The sequence below is a fragment of the Pseudonocardia sp. ICBG1034 genome (assembly GCF_020131375.1).
Lineage (GTDB): Bacteria > Actinomycetota > Actinomycetes > Mycobacteriales > Pseudonocardiaceae > Pseudonocardia > Pseudonocardia alni.
In genome coordinates this window covers 2,325,215-2,341,517 of sequence record NZ_JAHLEK010000015.1, presented here as the reverse complement: position 1 = coordinate 2,341,517, position 16,303 = coordinate 2,325,215, and the positions used below count along the sequence as shown (strand labels likewise).

Genomic DNA, 16,303 nt, shown 5'->3' with positions numbered 1-16,303 from the left:
TGCTCCGCCGTCACGACACCGCGGTCGAAGGGGATCATGTGCCACCCGTATGGAGCACCGTCTTCGACCTCGCGTAGAGCCTAGACGAACCCCGGTCGGGCCGCGCCCCCCGGGGGTTCCCGGACAGGGCGTGAACGTCGTCACCGCCGCAGGGGAAACAGGCAGTCTCGCAGCGGGAAGACCGTTTCGCACCGGGGCGCGCGAGACCCGTCCGGCTGACTCGGCATACTGATCGGTGTGTGCGGACTGCTGGGATTGCTGACCGCCGGGGCGGACGCCGCGACCCGGGTCGACCCGATCGCCGACGGGCTGCGCTGTGCGCGGCATCGGGGACCCGACGAGAGCGAGACGTGGAACGACCACGACCTCGTCCTCGGGTTCAACCGGTTGTCGATCATCGACGTGGACCATTCCCACCAACCCCTGCACTGGGGGCCGGTGCCGGGCGAGGACACCCGCTACACCATCGTCTTCAACGGCGAGATCTACAACTACCTCGAGCTCCGTGAGGAGCTGATCGAGACCTACGACGCGGCGTTCGCCACCGACGGCGACGGCGAGGTCATCGTCGCGGCGTTCCACTACTGGGGCCCCGACGCCGTGCAGCGCCTGCGCGGCATGTTCGCCTTCGCCATCTGGGACGTCGTGGAGCGCGAGCTGTTCCTGGCCCGCGACCCGTTCGGCATCAAGCCGCTGTTCCTGGCCACCACCCCGGTCGGCACCGCGTTCGCCAGCGAGAAGAAGTCGCTGCTGTCGCTGGCCGGTGAGCTGGAGATCGGGCTGGACCTGGAGCCGGCCGCGCTGCAGCACTACCTGACCCTGCAGTACGTGCCCGAGCCGATGTCGCTGCACCGGATGATCTCGCGTGTCGAGTCCGGCACGCACGTCACCGTGCGCCCCGGCGAGGAGCCGCTGCACCAGCGCTACTTCGCGCCGAAGTTCATCTCGCTGCCCAGCCACGCCCCGGCCAGCGCCGAGGCGGAGGCGATCGTGCACGGCGAGATCGCCGACGTGCTGCGCGACTCGGTCGCCAAGCACATGCGGGCCGACGTCACCGTCGGCGCGTTCCTGTCCGGCGGGATCGACTCCACCGCGATCGCGGCGCTCGCCAAGGAGCACAACCCGAACCTGATCACCTTCACCACCGGGTTCGAGCGGGAGGGCTACTCCGAGGTCGACGTGGCCGCGGAGTCCGCCGCCGCGATCGGCGTGCGGCACGTGGTCCGCACCGTCAAGCCGGACGAGATGATGGAGGCCCTGCCGCTCATCATCTGGTACCTCGACGACCCGGTCGCCGACCCGGCGCTGGTCCCGCTGTGGTTCATCGCCCGCGAGGCCCGCCAGCACGTCAAGGTCGTGCTGTCCGGCGAGGGCGCCGACGAGCTGTTCGGCGGGTACTCGATCTACCGCGAGCCGCTGTCGCTGTCGCCGTTCGAGAAGGTCCCCGGCACGCTCAAGCCGCTCATGCGCCGGGCGTCGCGCAAGATGCCCGAGGGCATGCGGGGCAAGGACCTGCTGCGCCGCGGGTCGCTGTCGATGGAGCAGCGCTACTACGGCAACGCCCGCATCTTCCGCGACGACCAGCTCCACGAGGTCCTGCGCGGCTACGACCCGCGGGTGTCGCACCAGGACGTGACGGCGCCGCACTACTTCGCCAGCCACGACTGGGACCCGGTCGCCCGGATGCAGCACGTGGACCTGTTCACCTGGCTGCGCGGCGACATCCTGGTCAAGGCCGACAAGATGACGATGGCGCACTCGCTGGAGCTGCGGGTGCCGTTCCTCGACCCCGAGGTCTTCGACATCGCCTCGTCGCTGCCGCAGTCGCAGAAGATCACCCACGGCTCGAACGGCACGACGAAGTACGCGCTGCGCCGGGCCTGCGAGGGCATCATCCCGCCGCACGTGCTCAACCGGCCGAAGCTCGGCTTCCCGGTGCCGATCCGGCACTGGCTGCGCGACGAGATGTACGCCTGGGCACGCGACATCCTGCAGAACTCCGGGGCCGGGCACCTGATCGACCTGCAGGCCGTGCACCGCATGCTCGACGCGCACCGCGAGGGCCCGGTCGACCACTCCCGCCGGATCTGGGCGGTGCTGGTCTTCCTGCTGTGGCACGGGATCTTCGTCGAGAAGCGGATCGTGCCGGAGGTCCCGACCCCGACCTACCCGGTCAAGATCTGAGCGGTCCCCGCACGACGGACGGGCCGGCACCCCTGAGGGGTGCCGGCCCGTCGGCGTCCGGAGGGGGTCAGGCGGGCAGGACGGCGCGCAGCTCGTCGGCCGCGGCCTCGCCGAACGCGTCGGCGAGGCGGGTCAGCGCGGCGTCGCGGTCCCAGGTCCACTCCTGCGGGCCGTCGGACTCCAGCACGTAGGTCGCGATGAGCGCTCCCAGCTGCGCCGAGCGCTCGACCGACAGGCCGCCGTTGAGGGCGGTGAGGAACCCGGCGCGCCAGGCGTCGCCGACGCCGGTCGGATCGACCTGCTCGGTCGGTGGGACGACGTCGACGCGGGTCTCGGTGCCGTCGGACTCCACGATCACCGCGCCCTTCTCGCCGAAGGTGGTGATCCGGGTGCCGACCTTCGCGTCGACCTCCTCGGCGCTCCAGCCGGTCTTCTTGAGCAGCAGCTCGTACTCGTAGTCGTTGGTGACCAGGTACGTCGCGCCCTCGATGAGGCGGCGGACCTCGGGGCCCTCCATCCGGGCGAGCTGCTGGGAGGGGTCGGCGAGGAAGGGGTAGCCCTGGGTGCGGCACTCGTCGGTGTGGCGCAGCATCGCCTCGGGGTCGCTGGCGCCGATGAGCACCAGGTCGAACCCGCCGACGCGCTCGGCGATCGGGGCGAGCTCGATCTCCTTCGACTTGGCCATGGCGCCGGTGTAGAAGGACGCGATCTGGCGCATGTCGTCGTCGGTGGTGCAGACGAAGCGGGCGGTGTGGACGTCGTCGTGGGTGTGCACCCCGGAGGTGTCGACACCCAGGTCGTCGAGGACCTGCTTGTACTCGGCGAAGTCGGCGCCGACGGCGCCGATCAGCACCGGGTTCTGGCCGAGCACACCGAGCGCGAAGGCGATGTTGCCGGCCACGCCGCCCCGGCGGACCGTCAGGTCGTCGACCAGGAAGCTGACCGAGATCCGGTCCAGCTGGTCGGCGAGGATCTGCTCGGAGAACTTCCCCGGGAAATGCATGAGGTTGTCGGAGGCGATCGAACCCGTCACGGCAATAGGCACACGGGGGACCCTACGTCACCCACGGCGAAGGGCCCCGCCGGAGATCACCGGCGGGGCCCTTCGGAGGTACTGCTGTGCGACGTCAGTTGAAGCTGTCGCCACAGGCGCAGGAGCCGCCCGCGTTCGGGTTGTCGATCGTGAAGCCCTGCTTCTCGATGGTGTCGACGAAGTCGATCGTGGCGCCCTGCAGGTACGGGGCGCTCATCCGGTCGACGCCGACCTTGAGACCGTGGAAGTCACGGAAGAGGTCACCGTCGAGCGACCGGTCGTCGAAGAAGAGCTGGTAGCGCAGGCCGGCACAGCCACCGGGCTGCACGGCGATGCGCAGGTGCATGTCGTCGCGGCCCTCCTGCTCGAGCAGGGTGCGCGCCTTGACGGCAGCGGAGTCGGTCAGCTCCACGCCGTGCGTCTGCTCCGTGGTCGCGCCCGCGTCCAAGGTGTTGTCAACGGTCATGACTCTCCCAACAACGTGCGTGGTCCGCCCTGTTCCCACCGGGCGTCGGAATCCATAGTACGACGTCGGGCCGGTCCGCATCCGTGCGGAGACCGTGCGAATCGCCGACGGGCGGGTGACGGGGCTCACCGGCTCCAGCGCGGTGCGACACGTTCCGCCAGGTCGGCGAGTGTCCCGGCCGGGTCCGCCATCGAGGCCTCCAGGCCGAACTCCTCCGCGACCCCGAACGCCGCGTCGACCCCGGCCGCCGCGGCCTCCCGGCGGCCCACGCTGACCTGACCGGCCAGCACCACGCACGGCGTCCCGCGGTCGGCCGCGCCCCGGGCGACGGCGGTGACGAGCTTCCCGCGCAGCGACTGCCAGTCGAAGCTGCCCTCCCCGGTGACGGCGACGTCGGCGGCGTCCAGCTCGGCGTCGAGCCCGACCAGGCCGCGGACCAGCCCGGCACCGGACTCGACCCGCGCCCCGAGGGCGAGCAGCGCGGCGCCGAGACCACCCGCGGCGCCGGCCGAGGGCAGATCGCGCACCTCGCGCCCGGCCAGGTCGGCGAGGACCCCGGCGAACACGGTCAGCGCGGCGTCCAGCTCGGTGACGGCGGCGTCGTCGGCGCCCTTCTGCGGGCCGAACACGGCGGCGGCGCCGTGCGGTCCGAGCAGCGGGTTGTCGACGTCGCTCGCCGCGACCAGCGTCATCCCGCCCAGGTCGGGGGCCCCGTCGAGACGGGTGCAGCAGTCCAGTGCCGCGCCGCCGGGCGGGAGCGGGAGGCCGTCGTCGTCGACGGGGACGGCGCCGAGCGCGGCCAGCAGACCGGCGCCGCCGTCGGTGGTGGCGGACCCGCCGAGCCCCACGACGGCGGTCGTGACGCCGGCGTCGCGGGCGGCGGCGAGCAGCTCCCCCACCCCGGACGTCGTCGCGGTGCGGGCGACCCCGGGGACCCGGTCCTCGCGCGGGACGTGGTGCAGCCCGCACGCCGAGGCGCACTCCAGGTAGGCCGTGTCGCCGACGCGCAGCCAGGACCCGGTCACCGGATCACCGAGCGGGCCGGTGACCTCCAGCTCGTGCACGGTCCCGCCGAGCGCGGTGTGCAGCACCTCCGCGAAGCCGGTGCCCCCGTCGGCGAGGGGGACGATCGCGACGTCGGCGCCGGGCACGCCGCGCCGCCAGCCCGCGGCGATCGCCTCGGCCGCCTCCCGTGCGCTGAGGGTTCCGCCGAAGGAGTCGGGAGCCACCACGATGCGCATGCGGGGCAGGCTAGCGGCGGCCCGTATTGTGGACACCTGTGAGGTTCCTGCGCCGCTCCGAGAGCTCCGACCAGGCCGGTCAGACGGCCGTCGAGTCCCCGGCGGGCACGGACGCTGCGGAGACGGAGGACGAGGGCGCGACCCGCTCGCGTCCCCACACCACCCCCGGCAAGGGCCGGGCGACACCGAAGCGCCGTGACGCCGAGGGCAGGCGGCGCGGTCCCGCGCCGCCCCCGCCGCGTACCCAGCGGGAGGCCGCGAAGCTGGCCCGCGCCACCCGGCCGTCGAAGGACGAGCGCCGGGCGAAGGCGCTGGAGCGCCGCAAGCGGATGGACGCCGGCGACGACCGCGTGCTGCTCCCCCGCGACCGCGGCAAGGTGCGGGCGTACGTGCGCGACATCGTCGACTCGCGCCCGCACGTCATCGGGCTGTTCCTGCCGCTGGCCGCGCTCGTGCTGGTCGCCGCGCTGATCCAGAACCCGGTGATCCAGCAGTACGTCACGCTGTTCACGTTCCTGATGCTGATCGTGATGGTCGTCGAGGGCACGCTGCTGGGCATGCAGGTCCTGAAGAAGGCCCGCGCGAAGTTCCCCGACGAGGAGATCAAGGGCCTCGGCACCGGGTGGTACGCGTTCTCCCGCGCCACCCAGCCGCGCCGCATGCGGGTTCCCAAGCCGCGCGTCAAGCGCGGCGACACGGTCTGACACCGTCCCGGCGGGCCCCTGCGCTCAGAGCACGAGCGGCCCGCCGGGCAGGTCCAGCACGGCCTGCAGCGACGGCGACTCCCCCGCGACGACCTCGGCCTCCCCACCCGCACCGACCGCGTCGAGCAGTGCGGTCACCCGCTCCGGATCGGGGTGGGTCAGGCGCAGCGTGCGCAGGCTCGCCGGGACCGGCAGGTCCGACGACGGGTGCCGGGTGGCGCCCCAGTCGATGAGGAACGGCAGCACCCCGCCCGCGTCGTCGGGCGGGAACGCGAGCCGCCACGCGAGCAGCGTGCCGTCCGGGCGCCTGCGGGACATGTCCCGGGCGGGTCCCGGGTCGTGCCCGGCGGCGCGGGCCGCCTCGAGCGCGGCGTCGAGGTCGTCGACACGCACCGCCCAGGTCACCAGCGCGGGTGCGGTCAGGGTGTCGATCCGGAACGGGCGCGGTGCGTCCGGCTCGTCCTGCGCGGGGTCGGGGCCGACCACCTCCAGGTACCGGCCCGGCCCGATCCCGGCCAGCCGGTTGCGGGTGCCGACACCGACGTGCGGCCCGCCCTCGAGCGTGTGGAGATGACGTCCGGCCAGGTCAGCGGCGGTGTCGTCGACGTCGGGGGTGGCCAGGACCAGATGATCGAGCACCTTCGCGACGCTACCGGGGACCGGTAGGACACGATGTGCGGCGTGACTCCTCCCGTCGAACTGCGGACGCTCGTGCTCGGGGGCACGCGCTCCGGCAAGTCGCGGCACGCCGAGGAACTGCTCGGCGACGACGCGGCGGTCCGCTACCTCGCGACCGGCCGGCGGATCCCCGGCGACACCGACTGGGACGCGCGCATCGCCGCGCACACCGCCCGGCGTCCCGCCCACTGGACCACCGAGGAGGTCGGCGGCACCGAGCTGTCCGCCGCACTCGCCCGGCCCGGCCCGGTGCTGGTCGACGACCTGGCGACCTGGCTGACCGGGGTCCTCGACGACGCCGGCGCCTGGGACGCCCCGGTCGTGCCCGCCACGGTCGACGCCGCCGTCGACGGCCTGGTCGCCGCGGTCGCCGTCGCACCGGGACCGCTGGTGCTGGTCTCCGCCGAGACCGGGCTGGGGGTCGTGCCGGACACCCGCGCCGGGCGGCTGTTCCGGGACCGGCTGGGTGAGCTGAACGCCGCCGTCGCGCGGGTGTGCGACGACGTCGTGCTGGTGGTGGCGGGGCGGGCGCTCACCCTGCCCGCCGCCGCCGTCACCGAACCGGGGACCGGTGTCGCCCCGACACCCGTCCCCACGGCGTCGGCCGCGGGAACACCCGCCGGTCCCGTCGTGGCGGGCCCCGCCTCCGTGCTCGACGCCGCGGAAGCAGGCGCGCCCGGCTCCGCCGGCGGGTCCGCGGCTCCCGAGGGGACCGGTGTCCCGGCTGCCGGAGCCGGCGGGCCCGTCGGCACCGACGTCGCCGACCCCGACGGCGACGTCGCGGGCACTCCCGCCGGGGTCCCGGGTGCGGTCCGCCCCGCGACCGGGGCGGCCGCGGGCGCCGTCGCCGGAGCCGCGACGACCCCCGCCTCGGTCACCGAGTCCGACGTGGAGATCGTCCCGGTCACCGTCGGACGGCCGGACTCCCGCAGCCGCCGTGCGGCCGTCGCCCTGGTCGAGGAGCTCGCGATGCCCACGGGCGGGCTCGGCAGGCTCGGCGAGCTGGGCGTGTGGCTGGCGTCCTGCCAGGGCACCTGTCCCCCGCAGGCGCCCGTGCGCGCCCGGGTGGTGCTGCTCGCCGCCGACCACGGCATCGCCGGGAACGGCGTCTCGGCCTACCCGCCGCAGGTCTCCGCGGTGCGCGCCACCGCCGCCGCGGCCGGACGGCTGCCGGTCACCGTCGCCGCGCGGGCCGCCGGGGCGACCGTGCGGGTCGTCGACGTCGGGCTCGTGTCCGGGGCCGACGGCGCCGAGCCGGGCTGGCTCGTCGCGCACGGCACCGGCCGGATCGACCGCGAGGACGCCCTGGACGGTGAGCGCGCCACCGCGGCGTGGCTGACCGGGCGGCGGCTGGCCGACGCCGAGATCGACGCCGGCGCGGACCTGCTGATCCCCGCGACGCTCGCCGTCGGCGTGACGACCCCCGCCGCGACGCTCGTCGCGGCCGTGACCGGGGCCGAGCCCGTCGCCGTCGTGGGGCGGGCCTCGGGGATCGACGACCGCGCCTGGATGCGCAAGGCCGTCGCGATCCGTGACGCGCTGCGCCGGGCCCGTCCGCACCTGCGCGACCCGCTGGCGCTGCTGCGCACCGTCGGCGGCACGGACCTGATCGTGCTCGCCGGGTTCCTCGCCCGGGCCGCGGAGCGCAAGGTGCCCGCGGTGCTCGACGGTCTGGCCGTCGGCGCGGCGGCCCTGCTCGCCGACGAGCTGGCCCCCGGCGCGAAGGACTGGTGGGTCGCCGCGCAGCCGTCGACCGAACCGGCCGCGACGCTCGTCCTGGAGCACCTGTCGCTGGTGCCGCTGCTGGACCTGGCGGTGCGCACCGAGGACGGCACCGCCGCGGTGACGGCGCTGCCGCTGGTGGTCACCGCGGCGCGGCTGCTCGCCGGGACCGGGACCGCGCAGGACACCGGCGTCGTCCCGGGTGACGTGACGGCGCCTGCCGGCGCCGGCCGGTGAGCGGACCCCGGCCCGGTCCCCTCGCGGGGCTCGCGCTGGCGGTCAGCTGGCTGACCGTCGTGCCCGCCCGGGTCCGCACCTCCGACGACGGCGCGCTGCCCGACGGCGTCGCCGCGGCCGCCCTGCGCTGGGCGCCGCTGGTCGGCGCCGGGTTCGGCGTCGCAGGCGGGGCACTGCTCACCGGTCTGGCCGCCGCCGGGGTGTCCCCGCTGGTCGCGGGCCTGCTGACGGTCGGGGCGGGCGCACTCGCGACGCGCGGGATGCACGTCGACGGCATCGCCGACACCGCCGACGGCCTGGGCAGCTACGGCCCGCCGGAGCGGGCACTGCGGATCATGGCCGACGGCGGGGCCGGACCGTTCGCCGTCGTCACGCTGCTGGTGGTGCTGGGCGCCCGCGCCGCCGCCCTCGCGCAGCTGGCGTCCGCGCCGCCCGCGGTCGTGCTCGTCGTCTGCGCGCTGGCCGCGGCGACCGGGCGGGCCGGGTTCTGCTGGGTCGCGCGCCGCGGGACGCCCGCCGCGCGCCCGGGTGGTCTGGGCGCGACGGTCGCCGGGTCGCAGCCGGTGTGGGTGGCGCCGCTGTGGTGGGTCGGTCTGGCGGCGGCCGCGGCCGCCGCGCTGGTCGTCACCGTCGAGCCGCAGCGGGACACCGCCGTCCTGGCGGCGGGCACGGCCGGGGCCGGGACGCTCGGCGCGGTCGGTGTGGTGCTCGCCGTCGCCGGGGCGGTGCTGCTCGCGGCGGTGCTCGTGGTGGGCCTGGCCCGGCACACCCGGCGACGCTTCGGCGGGATGAGCGGCGACGTCCTGGGTGCGGCCTGCGAGCTCGGCGGCACCGCGGTCCTCGTCGTCCTGGCGGCCGCGCTCACCGGGTGACCCGGGTGGTCCGCGGGGTGTGATCCGGCCGGGCAGGTCGGGTGGCCCCCGAGATCACCGGTTGTGGAGCGTTCCGTTCGCGAGACGGGCGCAGGACTCCACAACCGGTGATCATGGACGGGATTCGCACCTGCGACGGGGTGCGCGGGATCGGGACCGCTCGCCAGCGGGACCCGACACCCTGCACCGATGCCGCCACCCTCCCCCGTCCGTCCGCCGGTCCCGCTACGTGACCTGCTGCTCGCCCAGGACGGGGTCCTGTCCATGGCCCAGGCCCGGGCCACCGGGCTGTCCCGCCAGGCCGTCCGGCGACGGGTGGTCCGCGGCGAGTGGGTCGACCTGCACCCGGGCGTCCTCGCCGAGGCGACCCGCGTCCCGACCGCGGCGATGCGCGTCCGGGCCGCGGCGCTCTGGGCCGGGCCCTCCGGGCTGGTCCACGGGCCGGCCGCCGCATGCTGGAGCGGGATGACCGACCGGTGCCCCCGCGACGTCGGGGTGACGCTCCCCCGCTGCGCCCGGCGGCTCGCGCCCGGCGGCATCGCGCTGCGGCGGCGCGACGTGCCCGGTCCCGACCGGACCTGGATCCGGGGGGTCGCCGTCACCGCCGAGCACCTGACGGTGCTGGAGACCTGCGCCGTGCTGCCCGACGGGGCCGCGTTCCTCGACCGGGTCCTGCAGCGCCGCGTCGTGCACCCGGCGCTGCTGCACGAGGCCTACTGCCGCAACACGGGCGCGCACGGCATGGCCGCGGCGCACCGGCTGCTGGTGGCCGCGCTCGACCGCGCGGACTCGGAGCTGGAACGGATGCTGCTGCGGCTGCTGCGGGCCGCCGGGATCGGCGGCATCGTCCGCGGGCTGCCCGTGGGCGGCGGACGCGAGATCGATCTGGCCTTCCCCGCCGAGCGGGTGGCCATCGAGCTGGACGGGTGGGCCTGGCACACCGACCCCGACCGCTTCCGGGCCGACCGGGCGAAGGGGAACGCGCTCGTCGCACAGGGGTGGACGCTGTTGCGCTTCACCTGGCACGACGTGCACGACGCACCGGAGGGCACCCTCGCCGCGATCCGGCGGGCCCTGCGCCGGTGATCACCGGTTGTGGAGCGGAACGCCCGCCGGGCGGGCGCAGGACTCCACAGCCGGTGATCATGCGGTGGGGACGGCTCAGACCGACGCGGGGGCCGGCACCAGGGTGTGCATCCAGCCGTGCGGGTCCGGGGCCGCGCCGCGCTGGATCGCGGTCAGCGCCTCACGCAGCTGCAGGGTGACCGGGCCGGGCTGACCGTTGCCGACGGTCACCTCGCCGCCGCTGTGCTTGACCGTCCCGATCGGGGTGATCACCGCGGCGGTGCCGCAGCCGAACACCTCGGTCAGCACGCCGCTCGCGGCGCCGCCGAGCCACTCCTGGCCGGAGATGCGGCGCTCGACCACGGAGATCCCGAGGTCCTTCGCCACCGTGATCAGCGAGTCCCGGGTGATGCCGGCGAGCACCGAGCCGCGCAGGTCCGGCGTCGCGACCTCGACCGAGCCGTCGTCGGAGCGGAAGACGAAGAACAGGTTGTTCGAGCCCATCTCGTCGATCCACTGGCGCTCCTCGGCGTCGAGGTAGGCGACCTGGGCGCAGCCGTGCTGGGCGCCGACCGACTGCGGCAGCAGCGACGCCGCGTAGTTCCCGCCGCACTTGGCGGTGCCGGTGCCGCCGAGCGCGGCGCGCGTGTACTCCGTCTCCAGCCACACGTCCATCGGCTTGACCCCGCCGGCGAAGTACGGCCCGGCCGGCGAGGCGATGACCGAGTACAGGTACTCCGACGACGGCCGCACCCCCAGCCCGACCTCGGTCGCGATCATGAAGGGCCGCAGGTAGAGCGAGTCCTCGCCGCCGGCCTCGGGCACCCACTCGGAGTCGACCGCGAGGAGCTCGGACAGCGAGGCGAGGAAGAGGTCCTCGGGGAGCTCGGCCATCGCGAGCCGACGCGCGGAGCCGGCGAACCGGGCGGCGTTGGCGTCGGGCCGGAACGACGCGATCGAGCCGTCGGGCTGGCGGTAGGCCTTGAGCCCCTCGAAGATCTCCTGCCCGTAGTGCAGAACCATCGAGGACGGGTCCAGCGTCATCGGGCCGTAGGGCACGACCGCCGGGTCGTGCCAGCCGGTCCCGGCGGTCCACCGGATCGTCACCATGTGGTCGGTCATGTACCGCCCGAAGCCGGGGGCGGCCAGTACGTCGGCGCGCCGCTGCGGGGACGCCGGGGCGGGGTTGCGGGTCACGGAGAACTTCGGCGCGCTCATGACACGAACGGTATCCCCGGCGTCCACCCGGCAGACAGTCGGATTCCCGACCATCGGAACGGGTCACCGCACGTGGGAGGGCACCAGGGGCGGCTTCACGACCTCCACCGGCAGCGCACGTCCCCGGACGTCGATCACCAACGCGTCGCCGACGGCCACCCCGCCCGCGGTGTCGACCAGGGCCAGCGCGACGCCGGTGCGCAGCGTCGGGGAGAACGTCCCAGAGGTGACGACGCCGACGGGGCTGCCGCCCTCGCCGTCGAGGACGGTCATGCCCGCCCGCGGGACACCCCGCCCGGTCGCCCGCAGCGCACGCAGGCGCCGCGCCGGGCCCGCCGCGCGCTCGGCGAGCAGGGCGTCGCGGCCCCAGAACGCCGGCTTGTCCCAGCCGACCGCCCAGCTGCTCCCGGCCTGGACCGGGCTGATCTCGGTGGACAGCTCGTGGCCGTGCAGCGGGTAGCCCATCTCGGTGCGCAGGGTGTCGCGCGCCGCGAGACCGCACGGTCCGCCGCCGACCGCGCGGACGGCGTCGAGCAGGGCGTCCCACATCGCCGGGGCGGCCTCCGCGGCGAGGACCACCTCGTAGCCGAGCTCGCCGGTGTAGCCGGTGCGGCAGATCCGCACACCGCCGTCGTTCAGACCGCCCTCGAGGTCGGTGAACGCCATGTAGTCCAGGTCCGCGACGCCCTCCCCCGCGGCACCGAGCGCCGCGCTCAGTGCCTCGGCGGAGCGGGGCCCCTGGACGGCGAGCACGGCGAGCTCGCGGTGCCGGTCGGTGATCGTGACCCCGGGCGGGGCGTCGGCGGCGAGCGCGGACACGATCCGGGTGGAGTTCGCGGCGTTCGGGACGAGCAGCAGGTCGTCGTCGGCGGCCAGGTAGACGATCATGTCGTCCTCGACGCCGCCGCGGTCGTCGCAGGCCAGGGTGTACTGGGCGCGGCCCGGGCCGATCCGGCCGAGGTCGTTGGTGAGGCAGGCGTTCAGGTGCGCGGCCGCGCCCGGCCCGGAGATCGGGACGGTGCCCAGGTGGCTGACGTCGAACAGGCCCGCCGTCTCGCGGACCGACGTGTGCTCGGCGACGGTGCCGCCCGGGTAGGAGATCGGCATCGACCACCCCCCGAACTCGCCGAGGGTGGCGTCGAGGGCGACGTGCCGGTCGTGCAGCGGGCTGGGCAGGAGCTCGTCGGTCACGCCCGCGACCCTATCGGCCTCAGGCCGCCTGTTCCTCGGGATCGCTGCGGCGCACGGGTTCCTCGGCCGCCGTGCGGGCGCGCGAGCGCGCCGTGACGGCGCACAGCACCCAGCCCGCGGCGAGCGCCCCGGCCGTCGCGACCAGCGGCCACGGCGGCATCGACGCGGCGACGGCCAGGCACCCCACCCCACCGGCGACGGCGACGACCGCCGCCCGCACCGGGCGTCCCGGCAGGCGGAGCACCGCGGCGTGCAGCACGGCGTGGTGGACCAGGGCCGCGACGACGGTGACGACGATCGCGGTCGTCGCGGACAGCAGCAGGGTCATCGCCAGGGTCAGCGCCCCCAGCGTCAGGTCGGCCACCCACGGCGTGCCGCGCGACCCGCCCCGGCCCAGGAACGCGGGCAGCTCCCCCTCGCGGGACAGCCGGGCGGCGCCGGCCGCCGCCCGCGACAGCGCCCCGAGCAGTGCGGCGACCGTCGCGGCGGCGGCACCGACCCGGACCAGCACCCCCACCTGGGCGCTGCTGCTGGTGTCCATCAGCGCGGCCAGCGGGGCCGACGCCGACGCCAACCCGGACGCACCGAGCCCGCGCAGCAGGGCCGCCGACAGCAGGAGCAGCAGCACCGTCGTGATCACGACGGCGAGTGCGGGGGCCCGGCGGATCGCCCGCACCGGGTCCCGCAGGCTGCCCCCGAGCTCGGCGACGCGGGACAACCCGGTGAAGGCGAGGAACACGAACCCGGCGGCGGCGAGCACGCCGAGCGGGCCCGGCTCGATCGCGGCCTGCAGCGTGGCGACGGCCGGGTCGTCGGGCGTCCCGGCGCCGTCGCCGGCGATGCCGGCTCCGGTGGCCGCGGCGGGCATCGCCGAGGACAGCACCGCGTGCGGGCCGTCCGACCGCAGCCCCACCACGATCGCGACGGTCAGGGCGAGCAGCGTGCCCACCACCAGCCCGCGCGCCGCACCGGGCGAGATCCGCACCCCGAAGGCGTTCACCGCGACGACGGCGAGCACCGCCACCACCGCGATCGTCACCGGCTGGGTGGGCAGCACGTAGGCGCCGAACACCAGCGCCGCGGCCGACCCGGCGGCGGCCCGCGAGGTCACCCGCGCGACCACCCCGAGCCGTAGAGCGGGGGCGGGCAGGTCACCGCGGGCCAGCTCCGGACCGGCCGGGCGGGCGAGCGACAGGTGCGCGGTCGACCCGACCACGCCGAGCGCGAGCAGCGCGGCGAGGAGCACCCCGAGCGGGAACCAGGTGCCCGCCGACGCGGCCGCGGGGCCGAGCGCGGCATACAGCCCGGTACCGAACGTCGCCGAGAGGGCGACGACGACCGCGGTCACGGTCGGGATCCGGTACGGGGGGCGGGGCACCCGTTCACCTTCCCATCCACCCCTGTGCCGCGCGGCGCCGCGGGGGTGTCATTACCATCTCGGTCCGGTCTCGTCGTCCCGCCCGCCACCCGGCTCCCCACCCACCCGGCGCACGGGACGCGTGCACCGGCCACGCAGGGTGAGATCGGGCGACCCGGAACCACTCGTCCGATACCCACCGTTCCCGTCCGACCCCGAGGAGTGCCACCCGTGCCGATCGACGTCCCGACCCTCCCGCAGACCGCCGCACACAGCGGTGCCGAGCCGGAGGCGGTCGTCGACGCCGTCGTGGTCGGTCTGCACGCCCCCGCGGCCGACGCCGCCGACGGGACCGGCCCGGCGCTGGCCGCGGGCGCCGCCGGCGTCGACGCCGCGTTCTCCGGGGACCTGCTGGAGCTGCTCACCACCGTCGGAGCGACCGGGAAGGCCGAGCAGGTCGTGTCGCTGCCGACCCGCGGCGCGCTGTCCGCGCCGCGTCTGGTCGCGGTCGGTCTGGGCCGCCCGGCCGAGGGACCGAAGGCGTCCGAGGCGGTCCGCCGCGCCGCCGGTGCCGCCGCCCGCACGCTGGCCGGGACCGGCTCGGTGCTGAGCACGCTGTCCGCGGTCGACGCCGAGGCCGCGGTCGTCGGCGCCGTCCTGGGCGGCTACCGCTTCGACCGGCACCGGACCTCCACCGACGCCGCGGCCGCGCCGGTCGGCAACTGGTCGTTCACCGGCGCCGACGACGCGGCCGTGCGGCGGGCGACGCTCGTCGCCGAGGCCGTCGTCACCGCCCGGGACCTGGTCAACACCGCGCCGAACGTGCTGGTCCCGGAGACCTTCGCGGCGCACGCGGTGGCGCTGGGCGAGCGTGCCGGGCTGGTCACCGAGGTCCTCGACGACGCCGGGCTGCGGGAGAACGGCTACGGCGGCGTCACCGGCGTCGGGAAGGGGTCGGCGAACCCGCCCCGGCTGGTGCGCCTGACCTGGAACGGCGGCCCGGCCGCGTCGAAGCGGGTCGCGCTCGTCGGCAAGGGCATCACCTTCGACACCGGCGGCATCTCGCTCAAGCCCAACGCCGGCATGGCCGACATGACCTCGGACATGGGCGGGGCGGCCGCGGTCGTCGCGACCGTCGTGCTCGCCGCGAAGCTGGAGCTGCCGGTCACGGTGACCGCGACCGTGCCGATGGCGGAGAACATGCCGTCGTCGACGGCGTACAAGCCCGGCGACGTGCTGACCATGTTCGGCGGGACCACCGTCGAGGTGCTCAACACCGACGCCGAGGGACGGCTGATCCTCGCCGACGCGATCGTCCGCGCCGCCCAGGACGACCCCGACTACCTGGTGGAGACCTCGACGCTGACCGGCGCCCAGCTCGTCGCGCTCGGCATGCGCACCGCCGGGGTGATGGGGTCGGACGAGCTGCGCGACCGGGTCGCCGCGCACGGCACCGCCGCCGGCGAGGACGCCTGGGCGATGCCGCTGCCGGAGTACCTGCGCGGCGAGCTGGACTCGCGGGTGGCCGACATCAGCAACGTCAGCGGGCAGCGGTTCGCCGGGATGCTGCTGGCCGGGGTGTTCCTCAAGGAGTTCGTGCCCGCCGGGCTGCCGTGGGCGCACATCGACATCGCCGGGCCGTCGTTCAACACCGGCGGGCCGCGCGGCTACACCACCAAGGGCGGCACGGGGGTGCCGGTGCGCACCCTGCTGGCGTTCCTGGAGGACGTGGCCGCGAACGGCTGACCCCGGCTCAGCGGTCCTGCAACGCGTCCAGCGCGACGGCGAAGGCGGCGGCCAGGCGGAAGTCGATGCGCGGGTCCGGGACGGAGACGTCGTAGGAGTCGCGCAGCGACCACCGCCGGTCGCTGCTCATCAGCAGCGTGCCGCCGGAGTCCTCGGTGACGTCGAAGTGGTACGGCAGCGGCAGGTTCTCGGCCACCCGGCGCAGCAGGGCGACGCCGAGGCTGCGCTCGCGCCCGGTCGCGGCGACGCCCGGCGCGGTCAGCGTCCAGGTCGAGCGCAGCAGGCTCGCCCCGAACCGCTTGCCGAAGGTGCCGATCACCCGGCCGTGCTCGTCGAGGACGTCGTGCTCGGCGCGGACGTCGAGACGCTGGCGGGCGCGGAAGGAGAACACCGCGCGGGAGCGGCTGTCGTCGGACCAGAAGGTCACCTGCTCCTTGAAGGCGAACCGCTTCTGCTGCGCGAACGCCATGAGTGCGCCCGCGCTGCCGTCGGGGTTCGCGGCGTGCACGTCGTAGCGGTTCACGCCGAGGGTGATCCGCTGGCGGACGAGGAAGCGGGGCAGGTGCATCGCGGCCGTCACGGGGCCCGA

General features: G+C 75.4%; 14 protein-coding genes. 6 read left to right on the top strand and 8 right to left on the bottom strand.

Going from position 1 to position 16,303, the window contains the following annotated elements; translation table 11 throughout:
* The first annotated feature begins 237 nt into the window (after positions 1 to 237).
* A complete protein-coding gene (gene asnB, locus KPF22_RS12525; RefSeq protein WP_043282739.1) occupies positions 238 to 2,184 on the top strand; it encodes an asparagine synthase (glutamine-hydrolyzing) in 1,947 nt (648 codons plus the stop codon).
* A 67-nt stretch (positions 2,185 to 2,251) separates the two neighbouring features.
* On the opposite strand, the gene KPF22_RS12520 is transcribed toward asnB, so the two are convergent.
* From KPF22_RS12520 to KPF22_RS12510, 3 genes are all read right to left on the bottom strand, one after another.
* Positions 2,252 to 3,187, bottom strand: a complete 936-nt coding sequence (locus KPF22_RS12520) for a carbohydrate kinase family protein (RefSeq protein WP_208822411.1) — start codon at positions 3,185 to 3,187, stop codon at positions 2,252 to 2,254.
* Positions 3,188 to 3,311: 124 nt separating this feature from the next.
* Entirely contained in the window at positions 3,312 to 3,683 is a 372-nt protein-coding gene (locus KPF22_RS12515; protein WP_062395963.1) for an iron-sulfur cluster assembly accessory protein, read from the bottom strand.
* 125 nt (positions 3,684 to 3,808) lie between these two features.
* Positions 3,809 to 4,924 (bottom strand): glycerate kinase, encoded by a 1,116-nt coding sequence (locus KPF22_RS12510; protein WP_224402132.1) that lies wholly within the window; start codon positions 4,922 to 4,924, stop codon positions 3,809 to 3,811.
* 38 nt (positions 4,925 to 4,962) lie between these two features.
* On the opposite strand from KPF22_RS12510, the gene KPF22_RS12505 reads away from it, so the two are divergent.
* The gene (locus KPF22_RS12505) at positions 4,963 to 5,628 is read left to right on the top strand and encodes a DUF3043 domain-containing protein (RefSeq protein WP_073574146.1); all 666 of its coding nucleotides are present in this window, start codon (positions 4,963 to 4,965) and stop codon (positions 5,626 to 5,628) included.
* 24 nt (positions 5,629 to 5,652) lie between these two features.
* Here KPF22_RS12505 and KPF22_RS12500 read toward each other — a convergent pair whose 3' ends face one another.
* On the bottom strand, positions 5,653 to 6,267 hold the full coding sequence (locus tag KPF22_RS12500; RefSeq protein WP_208822328.1) for a VOC family protein: 615 nt from the start codon (positions 6,265 to 6,267) through the stop codon (positions 5,653 to 5,655).
* Between the two features lie 42 nt (positions 6,268 to 6,309).
* Here KPF22_RS12500 and KPF22_RS12490 point away from each other — a divergent pair, with 42 nt between their 5' ends.
* The 3 genes from KPF22_RS12490 to KPF22_RS12480 all read left to right on the top strand — a co-directional run bounded on the left by KPF22_RS12490 (position 6,310) and on the right by KPF22_RS12480 (position 10,223).
* Positions 6,310 to 8,265 carry a bifunctional adenosylcobinamide kinase/adenosylcobinamide-phosphate guanylyltransferase gene (locus KPF22_RS12490; RefSeq protein WP_308010378.1) on the top strand — a complete coding sequence of 652 codons (1,956 nt, stop codon included), beginning with the start codon at positions 6,310 to 6,312 and terminating at the stop codon, positions 8,263 to 8,265.
* Positions 8,262 to 9,137, top strand: coding sequence for an adenosylcobinamide-GDP ribazoletransferase (locus KPF22_RS12485; RefSeq protein ID WP_224402131.1), 876 nt, complete (start codon positions 8,262 to 8,264; stop codon positions 9,135 to 9,137). The genes KPF22_RS12490 and KPF22_RS12485 overlap by 4 nt, the downstream gene beginning before the upstream one ends.
* 189 nt (positions 9,138 to 9,326) lie before the next feature.
* Positions 9,327 to 10,223: an endonuclease domain-containing protein gene (locus KPF22_RS12480; protein WP_224402130.1), complete on the top strand. Its 897-nt coding sequence runs from the start codon at positions 9,327 to 9,329 to the stop codon at positions 10,221 to 10,223.
* A gap of 75 nt (positions 10,224 to 10,298) precedes the next feature.
* On the opposite strand, the gene KPF22_RS12475 is transcribed toward KPF22_RS12480, so the two are convergent.
* From KPF22_RS12475 to KPF22_RS12465, 3 genes are all read right to left on the bottom strand, one after another.
* Entirely contained in the window at positions 10,299 to 11,420 is a 1,122-nt protein-coding gene (locus KPF22_RS12475) for a branched-chain amino acid aminotransferase (protein ID WP_208822335.1), read from the bottom strand.
* Positions 11,421 to 11,483: 63 nt separating this feature from the next.
* Positions 11,484 to 12,611 (bottom strand): glycine cleavage system aminomethyltransferase GcvT, encoded by a 1,128-nt coding sequence (gcvT, locus tag KPF22_RS12470; RefSeq protein WP_208822337.1) that lies wholly within the window; start codon positions 12,609 to 12,611, stop codon positions 11,484 to 11,486.
* A 19-nt stretch (positions 12,612 to 12,630) separates the two neighbouring features.
* On the bottom strand, positions 12,631 to 13,989 hold the full coding sequence (locus tag KPF22_RS12465) for a hypothetical protein (RefSeq protein WP_224402129.1): 1,359 nt from the start codon (positions 13,987 to 13,989) through the stop codon (positions 12,631 to 12,633).
* Positions 13,990 to 14,205: 216 nt separating this feature from the next.
* Here KPF22_RS12465 and KPF22_RS12460 point away from each other — a divergent pair, with 216 nt between their 5' ends.
* Complete coding sequence (locus tag KPF22_RS12460) at positions 14,206 to 15,714, top strand: leucyl aminopeptidase (protein WP_374107489.1); 1,509 nt, start codon at positions 14,206 to 14,208, stop codon at positions 15,712 to 15,714.
* Positions 15,715 to 15,721: 7 nt separating this feature from the next.
* Here the strand turns inward: KPF22_RS12460 and KPF22_RS12455 are convergent, their stop codons facing one another.
* Complete coding sequence (locus tag KPF22_RS12455; RefSeq protein ID WP_202968194.1) at positions 15,722 to 16,294, bottom strand: hypothetical protein; 573 nt, start codon at positions 16,292 to 16,294, stop codon at positions 15,722 to 15,724.
* Positions 16,295 to 16,303: the final 9 nt, after the last annotated feature.

What these genes read in the sequence shown, in the direction of transcription:
- KPF22_RS12520 (WP_208822411.1), bottom strand. Translation starts at nt 3,187, where the DNA reads ATGCATTTCCCGGGGAAGTTCTCCGAGCAGATCCTCGCCGACCAGCTG.
- KPF22_RS12475 (WP_208822335.1), bottom strand. Translation starts at nt 11,420, where the DNA reads ATGAGCGCGCCGAAGTTCTCCGTGACCCGCAACCCCGCCCCGGCGTCC.
- KPF22_RS12510 (WP_224402132.1), bottom strand. Translation starts at nt 4,924, where the DNA reads ATGCGCATCGTGGTGGCTCCCGACTCCTTCGGCGGAACCCTCAGCGCA.
- KPF22_RS12515 (WP_062395963.1), bottom strand. Translation starts at nt 3,683, where the DNA reads ATGACCGTTGACAACACCTTGGACGCGGGCGCGACCACGGAGCAGACG.
- KPF22_RS12480 (WP_224402130.1), top strand. Translation starts at nt 9,327, where the DNA reads ATGCCGCCACCCTCCCCCGTCCGTCCGCCGGTCCCGCTACGTGACCTG.